The sequence below is a fragment of the Yersinia aldovae 670-83 genome, from assembly GCF_000834395.1.
GTDB lineage: Bacteria > Pseudomonadota > Gammaproteobacteria > Enterobacterales > Enterobacteriaceae > Yersinia > Yersinia aldovae.
Genome location: NZ_CP009781.1, coordinates 4,030,118 through 4,046,029, shown reverse-complemented (window position 1 = coordinate 4,046,029; position 15,912 = coordinate 4,030,118). Strand labels below are relative to the sequence as shown.

Sequence of the window (15,912 nt, the reverse complement as noted above, 5' to 3'; positions counted from 1 at the left end):
GTGAGATGCTAGTCACAAAATAATAAAGAGAATAATTTCCCCTTCAACACAAAATGCAGATGTCAGGCGCGCTATCGTAATCCTCTCTGACAACGGGGCAACCCGAAGCCGTATGTTTGCTGTTAAGCATCAATACTGATTCAGTCACATATTAAAGATGCGCTAATTACTGGATAAAGAATTTATATGCTCTGGATTGTGGCTGCACATTAATTGTGCAATATTCTTATTAAAAACGTCAGCGATTCGTTAATAAAGAAGGAGAAAAGCGACTCCTGATAAAATCAGGAGCGCCATTCAGGAAGATAGGCCGGAGGAAAACAGATAAAATTCAAATTTCCGTATCAAAAACCGGCCCCAACAAAATTAGCTACAATCGCTGATGCACTGTTATTTACGCTTACTGTGGTGCCTGCTGCAACGTCCAGTTTAACACCTGTGCTGCCAATTGATCGCTGGCGACACCAAACGCCTGAACCACTTCATTCATCTCAGTGCCTTTTATCGGTTGGCGAATTTCAAACTGGCGGGTAGCAATAATCCGTCGGTCTGAAATTCTGACCAAACGGGCATCAAACCGAATGAGTACCAAACTGTTATCACTGCTATGTACCCCCTGGAACGCGGACAAATCACCGCTCAACTCGACGTCGGCCTGAAGACTGTCATCGTCACTGCTGACTGCACGGACACGGCCATCAGCACGGAATTCCTGAATCAGACGATTACGCAGCAGAATAGGCGCTGAATCACTCCAGCGTGAGGCTTTGTAGACAGCAATTTCCTGTCCCTGTGGTTGTACAGCCATACGTGTGCTGTTAATAAACTGGTTAGTCGCCGGTTGAGATACCCGCAACGACCAGTCAACCGTCTGCGCCCGTGGCGTAACCGTTGCTGTCTGAGCGGGTAAAAGGTAGACCTGCGATATCGGTGCGCTGGGCAAAATAGTGCAGGCTGAGAGCAACGCCAGTGGCAGCAGTGATAACACCTGCCACGCGTAACGGCCTGAAAAGCGAATCAATTTAAGAGAAACCATTAAGGCGTAAACTCCTGTGTTCTTTCACGACCACGCAGTAGGGCCGCAGGATTTTCTTCCAGACGAGTAACAGCGGCGCGTAATGTGGCCAACGTTCTGCGTAGTTCATCAACAGCTGGCCCCAGTTCATTCATACCCTGCATACCATTATTGAGGGATGTTTTATTTTCATTCACCAATTTATTGAGAATGACACTGGTATTCTGCAATGAAGCCATCGTCTTCACTGCATCGCTAACCAATTGTTTCCCCTGCCCTTCCATTAGCCCATTGGCATTACGCAGCAGACGATCGGTTTGTGCCAATGTGTCATTAGCCTGTTTGCTGGCCTGTGCCAATTGCTGCAACATTGTGCGAAGATCCTCACGTTGGTCTGCCACCGTCTGAGTAACCAGCTCCAGGTTTTCTAACGTTTTTATCAGCCGCTGTTGATTATCCGGTGCCAACAACTGGTTCAGCCGCACCAGGACTTCATTAGCATTACTCATAAAATTCTCACCATTAGCCAGCAACTGGCTCATCGGCGACGGGGTTGCCACAATGACCGGGATCTCGTCATCTTCCCCCTCCAGTAACGGGCTGTCCTGACTACCGCTGCTGAACTGAATATTCGACGTACCGGTGATACCGGCAACTGTCAGGCGAGCTTGGGTATCTTGGCGAATAGGTGTAGAAGCTGACACGCGAACACGCGCCCAGACCTTGCTTGGGTTATCTTTATCCAGCCGTAACTGTATTACCTCTCCGACTCGAATTCCGCTGTATTGTACAGTGCTGCCCTGCGATAACCCGCTGACAGCTTCGTTAAACACGATATCGTATAGACTGAACTGGCGGTTAGAACCCGCGTTTGTCAGCCATAGGCAAAATAGCAAGGCGGCGCTGACCACAATAAGAGTGAACAAGCCAATGATGACATGATGAGCACGGGTTTCCATCTTATGACCTCTCTACACTGTGCGTTGCAGCCTGAGATGCCGCGCGGCCACGAGGGCCATGAAAATACGCCTGAATCCAGGCATCATCGGTCGCCGCAACGGTATCTAGCGTATCGACCACCAGCACTTTCTTTTGTGAAAGCACTGCTACGCGATCACAAAGCGTATAAAGCGTATCCAAATCGTGCGTTACCAGAAACACGGTAAGATTCAACGCATCACGCAATGTTCTGATTAAACTGTCAAAAGCCGCCGCCCCAATAGGATCAAGCCCTGCGGTCGGTTCATCAAGAAAAAGAATATCCGGATCCAACGCCAGTGCACGCGCCAAAGCAACCCGTTTTACCATGCCACCAGACAGCGATGCCGGATACTTGCTGCCCGCGTCAGGTGGTAAACCAGCCAAGGCCAGTTTAACCTGCGCCAGCCGTTCGGCCTCAGCCCGCGGCAAACCGGCGTTTTCTATCAATGGCAACGCCACGTTTTCAGTCACGGTAAGCGAGCTAAACAGCGCCCCCCGTTGGAACAAGACTCCGAATCGTCGTTCCACCATCGAACGCTCCTTACCGGATAACGTCATTAAATCATTACCAAAAACATGGATATTACCCGCAGTTGGACGACGTAATCCAACGATACTGCGCAGTAGAACAGATTTGCCGGTGCCCGAACCACCAACCACACCGAGCACCTCCCCTCGGTGTACATCCAGATTAAGGCCATCGTGAACACATTGTTTACCAAAGCAATTCACCAGCTCACGGATTTGGATGATCGCATTTTTTGTCATTTGACTTACCACCCCATTTCCATGAAAAACAGCGCTGCAACAGCATCGAGCAAGATAACAACAAAGATTGAGTGTACGACACTGGTGGTAGTATGCATGCCGACGGATTCAGCGCTGCCGCTGACCTTAAACCCTTCCAGGCAACCAATAATAGCGATCAAGAACGCGAAAATCGGCGCTTTACTGATCCCCACCAGGAAATGCTGCAACCCGTTACTGTTTTGCATAATCGTTAAAAACATCGTCGGGGAGATATCCAGTGCTAACGCACACACCACCATACCGCCAAAAATGCCACAAATCATACCGATAAACGTGAGCATCGGCAGTGAAATCAATAACGCTAATACACGAGGGAGCACCAGTAACTCAACTGGGTTAAGCCCCAGAGTTTGAATGGCATCGATCTCTTCGTTGGCTTTCATCAGCCCGATTTCAGCGGTGAACGCACTGGCTGTTCGCCCCGCCATCAAAATAGCCGTAAGTAGAACCGCAAACTCTCGTAGGAAAGAAAACACCACTAAATCGACGGTAAAAATACCCGCGCCGAAAGTGGTCAGAACGGTTGCACCAAGAAAAGCGATAACTGCGCCGACCAGAAAAGTCAGCAGCATAATGATAGGAACGGCATTCAAGCCAATTTGCTGAATATTGGCGATAAGAGAAGTGACCCGCCAGCGAGAAGAGCGAAAAATTGTCCCCAGCAGCGCTTCAAGTGTCAGGCCGATAAAACCGAGCAATGACTTGAAATCTTGCCATAAATTGTCCACCGACTGGCCGATCGGTACTAATAGACCAATCCAGAAAGGTTGAGGTTTTACCGTTAATTGAGGAACCAGATTAGGTAAAACCTGGCTGACGGTCTCTAATAACACCCGGCGTTCATCAGGCAGGCGCGGTGCCAATTCACGCAAATTGCTGACTCGCTGCTCCCCAAGAAGGGTGGCAAGCAGCGTGGCGCCAGCAGTATCCAACCCACCTAACTGGCTGAAGTCAAACATGGCCGACGCCGGTAAATCCACACGCAACTGAGCCACCTTCGGCTCCAAAAAACGGTAATGCGCCAGTACCCACTCCCCCCTGACATATACTCGAGGGGGTTGAACTGAGCTATCAATATCAAGTTGCGCGGAGAACGGTTGCTCTGTCATTGCATAAGCCTTACCTGTGTCGAACTCTAAATAGGTATATCACACACTTAAGTAAGAGTAATGGCTGTTTAATGAATGACACTTCAACAACTCGTTAATCAGTGATGTGTGGCGCTCTGTTTCCCCCATTGCCGCATATTCTTCCCCGGCATGGTGTACCACACGACACCGGCGAGCAGAATTAATAAGCCGCTCGCCGTACCTAACACCAAACTGTGTGAGGCAGAAAACGCCAACTTAGCACTCGCCAGCAACGATTCGTTCCCACCCAAGCTATTGACCACCTGAATAGCTTCGCTGATCGAGGCACTCGCCTGCTCAACCAAGCTGGCAGGTAAATCCGCTGGCAGCACAATAGACGCGGTATACGCTCGTGATAGCATCAGGCCAAATATTGCCACACCCAACCCTGCCCCCAGCTCATAAGCCATCCCTTCAACCGCACCGGCTGCACCGGCTTTCTCAGGCGGTGCAGCGCTCATAATTGCGGCGGTGGATGCCAACAATGAAGCTTCGATGCTGAAACCGAGTAATGCCATCCAAGCCCACGCCACATAGGTCTGAGTGGCAAAATCGGTCCAGGCCAGCCCAAGAAAACTTAATGAACTCAGTGCAATACCCGCGCTTGCTACGGTGCGCAGCCCCAATGTAGACACCAGCCAGCCGGATATCGGCCCACTGACGCCACTGGCAATCATCAATGGCAATAGGAACATACCGGCTTCAAGCGGGCTTTTCCCAAGGACAAACTGCAATTCTTGCGTCAACAATAGCTCGAAACCCACCAGCGTTATCATCGCCGTCAATGCCATCATCATACCGATAGCAATAACACGCTGACTGATCAGTCGAAAATCAATCATCGGTGCCGCTGTTGATAGCTGATGCCGAACAAAAGCAAACAGCATCCCGCCGCCAATCAATGCGGTCAGTGACGTGACAACAGGATCCCCCCCGCCGCGCAACCCGCTTTTAGCGGCATACACCAACAGCAGAACAGCAACAATCAGCACCAAGGCCGGAGCCAATTTCCAGCTTTGTTCGCGGCGAACAGGTTGCTTGGGGATAACCACCAATGTGGCAATCACCACAGCGATGATAATAGGAATATTGATCAGGAATACTGATCCCCAATAGAAGTATTCCAGTAATAACCCGCCCACCAGCGGCCCCATCGCCGCACCTGAAGTCCCGACTGCAACCCATATGCCCAGCGCCAGCGCCCTTTCCCGCTCATCGGTAAAAGTATTGCGCACGGCGGAGAGTGTTGCAGGTAAAATCATCGCAGCCCCAATAGCCAGCAACGCACGCGCGGCAATAAGTGTGGCAACGGACGGCGCAAATGCTGCCGCCAACGAAGCCAGGCCAAACAGTATCGACCCCAGCAAAGCCAGCCATTTGAATCCAATGCGATCCCCCAGCGCTCCCATTGGCAAAAGCAGACACGCCATGACCAGTGAGTAAATATCGATAATCCACAGCAATTCGCTGCCGGTAGCCGACAGCGCAATCCCCAGCCGTGGTGCGGCCACATGCAATACGGTTGCATCAATAGAAACAGGGAGATACATCAGAATAATAACGTAAAAAATCATCCACTTTTTAGACATACTGTCGTGCTCAATAAGGTACTAATTAATGTTGAACAGATGTTCAATATAGCAATAATAGCGGAAAGTTGAACGTTCGTCCAATTCGTCACATAATGGTGAATAACTTGTTGCGTCAAATTAGAGGAGTTGCTTTGGCCTATTTGAATCGTGAAGAACGCCACGACACCCTTTTGCAGGCTGCGATGCGGGTGGCAATGGTTGAGGGCATGGCAGCAACGACTGTCCGGCGCGTTGCCAGTGAAGCCGGTGTAGCGGTCGGGCAAGTCCATCATCACTTTTCATCGGTTTCACGCTTACGGGCAGATGCTTTTCAACTATTGGTAAAACAATCCTTAAGTGCGTTTGCAAAAAACAGCAAACATGTGCCGGCAGTTGAACGGCTACAAAAGGTATTGGGTTATCCGCAAGATGAAGCCGGTAAAAGAGAAACCCGCCTGTGGAATGAAGTCTCAATATTGGCCGAACGGGATGAGCTAATAAAAGAGGCTTACGCCGCTTCAATGTCAGATTGGCATTCGGCCACCGTTGAGGTGATCCATGCCGGTATTGCCAGCAATGAATTTCGCTCGGACATAAACCCTAGTGATGTTGCCTGGCGATTGATTGGGCTGGTTTGTGGTTTGGATGGACTAACCCAGTTTATAGAATTAGGCTTTTCTGAAGCGGAAATTCTACGTCACCTCACAGCCATGATGGAAAGCGCATTGTTGGCAACAAAATAGCTATTCCGGCCAGAAGTTAACGTCGGAGAGTTTTAGTGGGTATAGCAGGCTATAATAGCTATTTGATTCCTCTTATTTTTTACGAAGTGCATAACATGACTAAACAGACTCCTGTCGCCGATGTTATTTATTACAACGGCACGATTTACACGGCAGATACGAATAACACGGTTTGCAGCGCAATTGCGCTAGGTCAGGGCTACATTCTGGCAACCGGCGGGGATGAAATTAAACAGCAATTCGCCGCAGCAGAAACCCAACTGATCGATCTGGCTGGCAAATTTATGATGCCCGGTCTTATTGACAGCCATATGCACCCGTTCTGGGGCGGTAAACAACTGATTGGTTGTAACCTAAATTATGCCGCGCTAAGTGTTGAACAGACGCTGGATATTATTCAAAAGCACCTTGATGGCGATCCTTTCAAAGGCGAGAATGACTGGCTGACCGTGCGCGCCTGGCAGCGTCAGGCGATGACACCGGTCGGTGCTGATATGAGCCGCGCCGCGCTGGACTCACTCAATACTCGCCGCCCGGTCGCCCTGTTCTCGAATGACTGCCACACACTGGCGGCCAACAGCCGTGCACTGGAGCTGCTGGGTATTGACGAAAATACCCCAGTGCCGCCCGATGGCAAAATTGCTCGCGATATACACGGTAAACTGACCGGTATTTTGGAAGATGCGCCCGCCATGCGCGCCTTTGACAGCATTCCCTCCGCGACGCCTGAAAAAAATGTGCAGATCGCCGCCCATGTACAGCAAGTGCTAAACGCGCAGGGTGTCACTACCGTAATGGATACCCGTGTTTTTGCCGAACAACTTTTGGCTTTCAGTAAGTTGCATGAGCGCGATGAATTGACGCTGCGGGTGCTTGGCGCCAAAGAAGTGACGCCAGATAGCCTGCAAGGGCCAGAGGATGCGGCTCGTGTGGTTCAGGACGTAGTTGAGTTTGGCCGCCAATGGGGGTGCCGTGAATGGGTTCCTGCACCGGGTTTTGCCGTCGACCATCTCAAACTGTTTATTGACGGAGTGTTACAGCCACCGACCATGACTGCCGCGCTGTTGGAGCCTTATCGCGCCAACTGCGGCAGCGCACAACAGCCTGACTGGCAAAATACCGAGCGTTATGGTGACCTCTATTTTACAGCACCCGTGGTCAATGCAGTGATTGTGGAATGCGCCCGCGCGGGGCTTCATCCTCATACCCATACGGTGGGGGACGGTGCTATCGAGATGGTACTGGACGCGGTGGAACAGATGCGTGCCGCACTGCCCGGTAAAGATATCCGCCCAGGGTTGGCACATAACGAGCTGGTGGCCGCGCATCAATATGGCCGTTTTGCCAAGCTCGGTGCGACTGCCGTACTCTCTTTCCAGTGGGGAGGATTGCCGGGTGTGCTGATTGATGAGGAGCGCGAAATGCTCGGCGAAGCACGTTTCGAGCATATGGAGCCAGCCGCTCGTTTCCTCGATGCAGGTGCGCGTATAGCTTATGGCAGTGACTGGCCGATTGACCGACTTGATGAGTGGTACAACCTGCAAGTCGGTATGACACGCCGCGCATGGGATCTTGACGGCAATCCGGCAGGCCCTCGGCTGGATAATGATCGGAACCTGACGCTAATTGAGACATTACGCTCAGCAACTATTGATGCTGCTTATATGATTGCGAAAGAGCAATACATCGGCTCATTGGAAGCCGGTAAATTCGCCGATATCATTATTCTGGAAAATAACCTGTTTGCGCAGTCACCGGAAACGATTTACCAAACTCAGGTGAACTCGACGTTGGTTGGCGGTAAAGTGGTTTATCAGGCCACTGATTCGGTTCAATAAACGGCAGTTAATCCCCCCTAATCATTGATACAAGTCAGTGATTAGGGGGAGCGCCCGTAGCCAATAACGTGGCTGCGCCAACCATAAAGGGGATGGGCTTTCAAAGCGCCTGCCCTTGTGTCAAAATCCGCTCCTTTGTATTTTACAGTTGCATAAAAATGCAACTTAACGGTGCTTGTTTTCGCCAGGAGATGATACGGTAATGCCACAAAATATTCAGTTGCGCAGAGTGCTTAAAACCCCCGCGCTGGTCGCTTTCGGGCTTGCCTACATGGTGCCATTGGGCGTCTTTACTACCTATGGACAGGTGACCGTATTAAGCCAGGGGCACCTCCCCGTTGCCTATCTGGTGACCGTCGTCACCATCCTGTTTACCGCCCTCAGTTATTGCCGGATGACCAACGCTATGCCGTTATCAGGTTCTGCCTATTCTTACGTTCAGCGTAGTTTTGGTGGAAAAACCGGTTTCCTGGTGGGTTGGGCGCAAATTTTGGATTATCTGTTCCTGCCCATCCTTAATTACCTGGTTTTAGGCATTTTCTTGCACGAGGCATTTCCGGCTATCCCCGCTCCGGTCTTTATTATTGGTTCTATCGTCAGTGTCAGTTTGCTCAATATTCTCGGGGTGCGGTTACTCACTTCAGTGAATTTTACCCTGATTGCCGCACAGATGATCTTTATTGTGCTGTTTATTGCACTCTCGTTTAGTCAGGCAGATTTAAGCCCTGAGGCACTGATGCAGCCATTATTGGTGAATGGCGGTGACTTCTCCGGCTTGCTGTCTGGCGCGGCGGTACTCTGCCTGGCCTTCCTTGGCTTTGATGCTATCGCTACGATGGCAGAAGAAGCGCACGATGCTAAGCGAACACTGCCACGCGCTATTCTGTTTACCGTCATCAGCGCTGGTGCCATCTTTATCGCCGTTTCCTATGCCGCGCATTTGGTTTATCCCGATTGGAAGTCATTGATTCCCTATCAGGATACGGCCAGCCTGATTATCTCAGAGCATGTGGGTGGCAAGTGGATGTATAACTTCTTTATGGCCACTTACCTCACCGGTGTTTATGCCTCGGCGATGACCGCGCAGACCAGTGTTTCGCGCATCTTCTATGCTATGGGCCGTGAAGGGGTGCTGCCGCGCAAAGTGTTCTTCCATCTGCATCGCAAGTTTCATACCCCGTGGCGGGCCATTCTGTTTGTCGCAACCATCTCATTGCTGGCACTGTTCCTTGACCTGAATTTAGTGGTATCGATGATAAGTTTTGGTGCACTGGGTGCGTTTACCTTCGTCAATCTGAGCGTGATAAAACACTTTATTATCAATGAGAAACGCCGTGGTGCGGCTGCCATGTTCAAATACGGGTTGCTGCCAATGCTGGGGTTTGTGATGTCAGTCTGGCTGTGGCTCCATCTTGAGCAGCGCGCGCTTGAAGTGGGCTTACTGTGGTTACTGGCGGGCTTTATTTACTTGCTGTGGCTGACGCGCGGCTGGCGAAAATCGCCGCCATCAGTGAATCCGGATGATATTTCGCATCTATTGTAATGAGAAAAAGAGTTTATAAACCGATTAGATAGGCGACCACTTGGTTTTAATTTTATCCGCAATACCCTATAGGTTTTAGGGTGCAGGGAGGCAGCAAGCAAGATACAAATTGGTCAGGAACCGATTTGTACCGCATTTATGCTAGCCCGCAGGGTGAGCCTCAAGGATGAGGCTCATTAATCCCGATGAGTCTATTTATTTTAAGTTCAACAACCAGTAAATGATTCGGGTTATCTAGAGCAGCCAACACACCTGCAACTTGAAAGATGACAGGTATTAACCGCGGCGCGCCCTGCCGACGGCCTCACCTAACTGCCACACTGCCATCGCATAATGGGTGCTGTGGTTGTAACGGGTGATGGTGTAGAAGTTAGGTAAACCATACCAATACTGATACCCCGTGCCAACATCCAGACGCAGCAAGCTGGCTTCCTGATAATCCTCCAGCGAGTTGGCTGGGCTTAACCCTGCCGCTGATAATGTTGATATAGGGTATTTAGTCTTAAAGCCGTTATCAAGGTACGGTGCTTGCCCATTGGCAGGCACCGCGACCACAGCCCCTTTGGTCCAGCCATGTGATTTGAAATAGTTGGCAACACTGCCAATTGCATCCACAGGGTCCCATAAATTCACATGACCATTACCATTGAAATCAACGGCATAACTTTTAAATGACGATGGCATAAATTGGCCATAGCCCATCGCGCCGGCGTAAGAACCACGCAAACTGAGCGGATCATTACCCTCAGCGCGGGCCATCAGCAGGAAGGTTTCCAGCTCACCGGTAAAATACTCCGCACGGCGTGGATAGGCGAAGGAGAGCGTTGCCAGCGCATCAATAATGCGGGTTTTACCCATAACCCGACCCCAACGCGTCTCAACCCCGATGATACCGACAATAATCTCCGGCGGCACGCCGTATACCTCATACGCACGTTGCAAAGCCTCTTCATGCTGGTTCCAGAAGTTCACGCCGTTTTGCACGTTATCAGGAGTAATAAACTGTTTACGATAGCGGTTCCAGGCCCCATTCGGGCCGGAAGGCCGCCCTGCCGACGGCGCTTGTTTATCCATCAGGCGAATGACCCAATCTAACTTCTGAGTCTGCGCTAATACATCATGCAATTGTTGAGGTTCAAAGCCATGTTCGCGCACCATTTTATCCACAAAACGGGCGGTATCCGCGTTATAGGCAAAATCACCGTTTTTCACATGACCTACATGTTGTGGCTCAAGTAAAAAACCGCTCTGAACCAGGCCGCCCGAGGGTGTAGCCGCAACAGGAGACGTCGGCTTGCTACTACAGGCTGACAGCAAAATGAGTAAGGGGAGAACCACAGCCAGATAGCGCATTGAATATCCATAAACCATGCAAAAATGTGATAGCTATGTTAAGTCATTGTCTGGCGCGAACAAACAGGAAAATGCTGCGATATGATGAGTTTTTCACAAATATACTGCGATGCAATACGGGTGGTGTTGTCCAAGACTCAGTACATTCCCACTTCCTATTCACCTCAGATAACCGCGTTAAAAATGAAACACCACGACAATAATAGGAATCATTTTCACTATCATTGTGAGTTTCTTTCTATACAATTGTGGTGTTTTGTCTTTGCCTGGCAACCCAGTTTACTTCTCTGACCTTTTAAAAGGATGTCGCTATGAAGTTACGTTTCTTTTCTCTCGCCCCTATCGCTCTGCTGGCGTCCTCCGTATTGCTGGCATTTTCTGTGAATGCTGCGTCAAACGATGAAGGCATTGTGGTTTATAATGCCCAGCATGAAAATCTGGTAAAATCCTGGGTTGAGGGTTTCACCAAAGATACCGGCATCAAAGTCACTCTGCGTAATGGCGGAGACAGCGAGTTAGGCAACCAACTGGTTCAGGAAGGCAGCGCATCACCTGCCGATGTTTTCCTGACCGAAAACTCCCCGGCAATGGTTCTGGTGGATAATGCAAAACTGTTCGCCCCTCTGGACGCGGCAACGCAGGCGCAGATTGCTAAAGAGTACCGGCCTGAACATGGTCGTTGGATCGGTATTGCCGCACGTAGCACCGTGTTTGTCTATAATCCGGAAAAAATCAGCGCAGCGCAGTTGCCTAAATCCATCATGGATCTGGCAAAACCGGAGTGGAAAGGCCGTTGGGCAGCTTCACCATCAGGTGCAGACTTCCAGGCAATTGTCAGTGCCATGCTAGAGTTGAAGGGCGAGAAAGCCACGTTAGAATGGTTAAAAGCCATGAAAAACAACTTTACCGCCTATAAAGGTAACAGCACGGTAATGAAAGCGGTCAATGCGGGCCAAATTGATGGCGGCGTTATCTATCACTATTATCCTTTTGTTGATCAGGCGAAAACTGGCGAAAATAGCGACAAAATTAAGCTGCATTACTTCAAACATCAGGACCCTGGCGCGTTCGTCAGTGTTTCTGGCGGCGGTGTATTAGCCTCTAGTAAGCACCAACAGCAAGCTCAAGCATTCGTAAAATGGATAACCAGCAAATCGGGCCAGGAAGTCTTACGTACTAACAATGCCTTTGAATATGCTGTTGGCGTTGATGCGGCATCGAATCCTAAACTGGTTCCACTGAAAGAATTGGATGCTCCGAAAGTAGAAGCATCAAATCTGAACAGCAAAAAAGTGGTTGAACTCATGACTGAAGCGGGCTTGCTGTAAGGCAGCCAACTGACTGATAAAAATACTTTTAAACATCCGCCGGTTCTGTGATCAGACTGGCGTTTAACCAGCCGAGCGTCTTCACCTATTATGGCCAATATAAGTACCGATACTGCTGCGTTTTCAGGCCGTAATACAACGTTTCGGCAACATAACCACCGCCCGGCGACCGGGATGGTAGTTATTGCTATCCTGCTTTCATTAGTAGCATTGCTGCCATTGGTATTTGTTATTGGTATTGCAATTGATACTGGCTGGTCAACGGTCAAAGCTCTGGTTTTTCGCCCTCGAGTGGGCGAACTATTGACCAATACCGCTTTACTGGTGGTTTTCACTTTACCGCTTTGTGCCACGCTCGGCGTTGCGCTAGCTTGGCTTACCGAACGAACGACCCTACCCGGCAGGCGAATCTGGTCATTACTGGCTATCGCACCGTTGGCAGTACCGGCGTTCGTACAAAGTTATGCATGGATTAGCCTGATGCCATCGATGCATGGGCTTGCCGCCGGCGTCTTCATTTCAGTCATTGCTTATGTGCCCTTTATCTACTTACCTGCTGCGGCGGTGTTGCGCCGCCTCGATCCAGGGATTGAAGATGCCGCGGCATCCTTAGGCAGTAAACCCGTGACAGTCTTCTTTCGTGTCGTGCTGCCCCAGTTAAAATTAGCGATTTGGGGCGGTTCACTACTGATAGCTCTGCACCTATTAGCGGAATATGGGCTGTATGCCATGATCCGTTTCGATACCTTTACCACCGCGATTTTCGACCAATTCCAATCCACATTTAATGGCCCTGCGGCAAATATGTTGGCCGGGGTTCTGGCGCTTTGCTGTCTGGCGCTATTGTTAATGGAGGCCACCACCCGAGGTTACAACCGCTATGCGCGGGTCGGTTCTGGTAGTGCCAGAAGCCAGACGCCTTACACGATGGGAGGAGCTACCACCTTACTGTGCCTGCTGTTGCCTCTGACACTGTCAGCACTCTCGCTCGGCGTACCCTTTATAACCCTTATACGTTGGCTCTATATTGGGGGCATCGATGTCTGGTTAAATCCTGAATTGCTACCTGCGGTCAGGCAAACCCTGACATTGGCCTTGAGTGGTGCGGCCATTATCACCTTGTGCGCGGTGCCAATGGCCTGGCTGTCAGTACGTTATCCGGGCCGATTATATCGTGTGATGGAAGGGTGTAACTATGTGACCAGTTCGTTACCGGGCATTGTCGTGGCACTGGCGCTGGTCACTATCACCATCCGACTTGCTCGTCCGTTGTATCAAACCGAGTTTACTATTTTGCTGGCGTATTTATTGATGTTTACGCCACGCGCCTTAATCAGTTTGCGGGCCGGTATTGCACAAGCACCGGTCGAACTGGAAAATGTCGCCCGCAGCTTGGGGAAAACCCCCACTCAAGCGATATGGAGCACCACCATGCGGCTGGCGGCCCCCGGTGCTGCGGCAGGCGCTGCACTGGTGTTTCTCGCCATATCCAATGAACTGACGGCCACATTACTCTTATCACCGAACGGTACTCGCACACTGGCGACGGGTTTTTGGGCATTAACCAGCGAAATTGACTACGTCGCCGCAGCCCCTTATGCACTGCTGATGGTGGCGCTTTCACTGCCGTTAACCTGGCTTCTTTATTCTCAATCTCAACGTACGGCAGGATTATGAGCACGCTTGAACTCCAGCGAATCGGTAAGTCTTACCAATCTGTTACCGTTTTGGACCACATTGATTTGCACGTAACGGCGGGGAGCCGTACTGCTATTGTCGGGCCTTCCGGTTCAGGGAAAACTACGCTGTTGCGGATCATTGCGGGGTTTGAAACCCCCGATCATGGCAAGGTTATCTTACAGGGCAAATCGGTATTTGATCATTCAACCCATGTACCCGCGCATAAAAGAGGCATTGGCTTTGTGCCACAAGATGGTGCTCTGTTCCCACATTTCACCGTAGCAGGCAATATTGGTTACGGCTTGAAAGGGACAAAACAGGAAAAAACACAGCGGATTGGTGAACTGATGGAGATGGTATCACTGGATAGGCGATTATCCGCACTGTGGCCCCATGAGCTTTCTGGTGGGCAGCAGCAACGCGTCGCTCTCGCCAGAGCGCTGGCTCAGCGCCCGGTGCTAATGCTACTGGATGAACCCTTCTCAGCACTGGATACCGCGTTACGCGCCTCAACCCGTAAGGCCGTGGCCGAACTATTGGCGCAGGCCAATATCGCCTCAATTCTGGTGACTCATGATCAAACAGAAGCCCTGTCGTTCGCTTCACAAGTTGCGGTAATGCGTGCTGGCAAGCTGGCACATGTCGGCCCACCGCAGGAACTGTATCTGCGGCCCGTTGATGAACCGACCGCAACATTCCTTGGCGAGACACTGATTCTCTCAGCACATATCGACTCGGGTTGGGCTGATTGCGTATTAGGTCAGGTGAGTGTTGACGACATGCAACGCCGTGGTCTTACGCGGATTATGCTGCGACCAGAACAAATTACCATAACGCCCTTGCCTGGCGGACATCAATACACACCCCATTGTTTGGCAAAAGTTATCAATATTGATTTTGCCGGGTTTATCTCGACACTCACCTTGCATATCGTTGGCAGCGACGAAACCGTAGAAATCAAAACGATCAGCCGGGAAGGTATTAATATTGGCTTGATGGTTGATCTGACCATTATTGGTCAGGCACATGTATTCCCTAATCGATGATGTTGTTACTGGTAAATATTATTCACTTTATAATTTAGGGGACACTTTTATCCATCTCGTAGCTAATTTTTCGATGGCGCAGCGCCATTAAAGGATAGCCAGGCTATGCCGGTTTAATCCCTTTTGAAATAATTCATTGCATCTCGGTGAGATTTTTAGACTGATGCCGTAACCTGCGATACTCCAGCAAAGTCAGTACAATAACCATAACATCCAAAGCGGTGATCAGTAGCAGCAGCATTGAGTGCGTAAAGGTATATCGGTAGAGTTGGTAAACGATAAATAAGCTAAAAATAACAATGGCTGCGGGATAGTAACCCAATTTTTCATGCCATAAGCCGATAATAATCCATAACTTAACGACACCGTGGATAATTAGATAGAATGCGGCAAAATGTAAACTGCTAATAGAAAGACTTTGCGCCACATGTTGCAGGTAATTGACGACCACATCACCATGACCTTCGATAAAATCGACCCGTGTGATGCGATGCAAAATATTTAGCAGAAACTGCGGTGTGACAAAATAAGTCAAAATACCGGTGATAATCTCTATCACTGCCAGTATCGCTTTGAGCAGTAAACTTAACTCAAAAGCGGCGTGGATATTCTGCTCACCAGCGCTATTTTTACCATCAAATCTCTCGTTCATATTCAACATAACGTTGATTTCCTACAAGCCAGTCGGTGAAACCCTCAACTGAAGATAGGATAACAGCTTGAATGGTGAAGGTTAAAGCACCACATTAGTCAAATATTACTCACCAACTCAGTAGTCATATTAGGATGTAATTACTGCTTTCAACCAAGTCACCCATACATCTTGTGTTTGGCTGCTCCCCGCCGAATTGCACTAATATTGTCAGTCAGGTTG

Annotated in this window: 13 protein-coding genes; 6 read left to right on the top strand and 7 right to left on the bottom strand. The window is 50.0% G+C overall.

Annotated features, from left to right (window positions below; genetic code table 11):
* Window positions 1–400: 400 nt before the first annotated feature.
* The 5 genes from AT01_RS18170 to AT01_RS18150 form a co-directional block, all read right to left on the bottom strand.
* Complete coding sequence (locus tag AT01_RS18170; RefSeq protein ID WP_042548145.1) at window positions 401–1,036, bottom strand: ABC-type transport auxiliary lipoprotein family protein; 636 nt, start codon at window positions 1,034–1,036, stop codon at window positions 401–403.
* The gene (locus AT01_RS18165; protein WP_042548144.1) at window positions 1,036–1,974 is read right to left on the bottom strand and encodes an MlaD family protein; all 939 of its coding nucleotides are present in this window, start codon (window positions 1,972–1,974) and stop codon (window positions 1,036–1,038) included. The genes AT01_RS18170 and AT01_RS18165 overlap by 1 nt, the downstream gene beginning before the upstream one ends.
* A 1-nt stretch (window position 1,975) precedes the next feature.
* Window positions 1,976–2,764 (bottom strand): ABC transporter ATP-binding protein, encoded by a 789-nt coding sequence (locus AT01_RS18160; RefSeq protein WP_082039651.1) that lies wholly within the window; start codon window positions 2,762–2,764, stop codon window positions 1,976–1,978.
* A 5-nt stretch (window positions 2,765–2,769) separates the two neighbouring features.
* Window positions 2,770–3,915 (bottom strand): MlaE family ABC transporter permease, encoded by a 1,146-nt coding sequence (locus AT01_RS18155; RefSeq protein ID WP_042548142.1) that lies wholly within the window; start codon window positions 3,913–3,915, stop codon window positions 2,770–2,772.
* Between the two features lie 98 nt (window positions 3,916–4,013).
* Window positions 4,014–5,525 (bottom strand): SmvA family efflux MFS transporter, encoded by a 1,512-nt coding sequence (locus tag AT01_RS18150; protein ID WP_082039650.1) that lies wholly within the window; start codon window positions 5,523–5,525, stop codon window positions 4,014–4,016.
* A gap of 134 nt (window positions 5,526–5,659) precedes the next feature.
* On the opposite strand from AT01_RS18150, the gene AT01_RS18145 reads away from it, so the two are divergent.
* The 3 genes from AT01_RS18145 to AT01_RS18135 all read left to right on the top strand — a co-directional run bounded on the left by AT01_RS18145 (window position 5,660) and on the right by AT01_RS18135 (window position 9,631).
* The gene (locus AT01_RS18145) at window positions 5,660–6,250 is read left to right on the top strand and encodes a TetR family transcriptional regulator (protein WP_082039800.1); all 591 of its coding nucleotides are present in this window, start codon (window positions 5,660–5,662) and stop codon (window positions 6,248–6,250) included.
* 95 nt (window positions 6,251–6,345) lie between these two features.
* Complete coding sequence (locus AT01_RS18140) at window positions 6,346–8,088, top strand: amidohydrolase (protein WP_042548706.1); 1,743 nt, start codon at window positions 6,346–6,348, stop codon at window positions 8,086–8,088.
* Between the two features lie 202 nt (window positions 8,089–8,290).
* On the top strand, window positions 8,291–9,631 hold the full coding sequence (locus AT01_RS18135; RefSeq protein WP_042548140.1) for an APC family permease: 1,341 nt from the start codon (window positions 8,291–8,293) through the stop codon (window positions 9,629–9,631).
* Between the two features lie 276 nt (window positions 9,632–9,907).
* Here the strand turns inward: AT01_RS18135 and mltB are convergent, their stop codons facing one another.
* A complete protein-coding gene (mltB, locus tag AT01_RS18130) occupies window positions 9,908–10,984 on the bottom strand; it encodes a lytic murein transglycosylase B (RefSeq protein WP_042548139.1) in 1,077 nt (358 codons plus the stop codon).
* 311 nt (window positions 10,985–11,295) lie between these two features.
* On the opposite strand from mltB, the gene AT01_RS18125 reads away from it, so the two are divergent.
* The 3 genes from AT01_RS18125 to AT01_RS18115 all read left to right on the top strand — a co-directional run bounded on the left by AT01_RS18125 (window position 11,296) and on the right by AT01_RS18115 (window position 15,038).
* Window positions 11,296–12,312, top strand: coding sequence for an iron ABC transporter substrate-binding protein (locus tag AT01_RS18125; protein ID WP_042548138.1), 1,017 nt, complete (start codon window positions 11,296–11,298; stop codon window positions 12,310–12,312).
* 90 nt (window positions 12,313–12,402) lie between these two features.
* Window positions 12,403–13,989 carry an ABC transporter permease gene (locus AT01_RS18120; RefSeq protein ID WP_042548137.1) on the top strand — a complete coding sequence of 529 codons (1,587 nt, stop codon included), beginning with the start codon at window positions 12,403–12,405 and terminating at the stop codon, window positions 13,987–13,989.
* Window positions 13,986–15,038, top strand: a complete 1,053-nt coding sequence (locus AT01_RS18115) for an ABC transporter ATP-binding protein (RefSeq protein ID WP_042548136.1) — start codon at window positions 13,986–13,988, stop codon at window positions 15,036–15,038. Before AT01_RS18120 ends, AT01_RS18115 begins: the two co-directional genes overlap by 4 nt.
* 133 nt (window positions 15,039–15,171) lie before the next feature.
* Here AT01_RS18115 and AT01_RS18110 read toward each other — a convergent pair whose 3' ends face one another.
* Window positions 15,172–15,699, bottom strand: a complete 528-nt coding sequence (locus AT01_RS18110; RefSeq protein ID WP_042548135.1) for a DUF2127 domain-containing protein — start codon at window positions 15,697–15,699, stop codon at window positions 15,172–15,174.
* Between the last annotated feature and the right edge of the window lie 213 nt (window positions 15,700–15,912).

Coding starts and splice junctions, on each gene's coding strand:
- AT01_RS18165 (WP_042548144.1), bottom strand. CDS start 1,974: ATGGAAACCCGTGCTCATCATGTCATCATTGGCTTGTTCACTCTTATT.
- AT01_RS18135 (WP_042548140.1), top strand. CDS start 8,291: ATGCCACAAAATATTCAGTTGCGCAGAGTGCTTAAAACCCCCGCGCTG.
- AT01_RS18115 (WP_042548136.1), top strand. CDS start 13,986: ATGAGCACGCTTGAACTCCAGCGAATCGGTAAGTCTTACCAATCTGTT.
- AT01_RS18160 (WP_082039651.1), bottom strand. CDS start 2,764: ATGACAAAAAATGCGATCATCCAAATCCGTGAGCTGGTGAATTGCTTT.
- AT01_RS18170 (WP_042548145.1), bottom strand. CDS start 1,036: ATGGTTTCTCTTAAATTGATTCGCTTTTCAGGCCGTTACGCGTGGCAG.
- AT01_RS18125 (WP_042548138.1), top strand. CDS start 11,296: ATGAAGTTACGTTTCTTTTCTCTCGCCCCTATCGCTCTGCTGGCGTCC.
- AT01_RS18140 (WP_042548706.1), top strand. CDS start 6,346: ATGACTAAACAGACTCCTGTCGCCGATGTTATTTATTACAACGGCACG.
- AT01_RS18120 (WP_042548137.1), top strand. CDS start 12,403: ATGGCCAATATAAGTACCGATACTGCTGCGTTTTCAGGCCGTAATACA.
- AT01_RS18155 (WP_042548142.1), bottom strand. CDS start 3,915: ATGACAGAGCAACCGTTCTCCGCGCAACTTGATATTGATAGCTCAGTT.
- AT01_RS18150 (WP_082039650.1), bottom strand. CDS start 5,525: ATGTCTAAAAAGTGGATGATTTTTTACGTTATTATTCTGATGTATCTC.
- AT01_RS18110 (WP_042548135.1), bottom strand. CDS start 15,699: ATGTTGAATATGAACGAGAGATTTGATGGTAAAAATAGCGCTGGTGAG.
- mltB (WP_042548139.1), bottom strand. CDS start 10,984: ATGCGCTATCTGGCTGTGGTTCTCCCCTTACTCATTTTGCTGTCAGCC.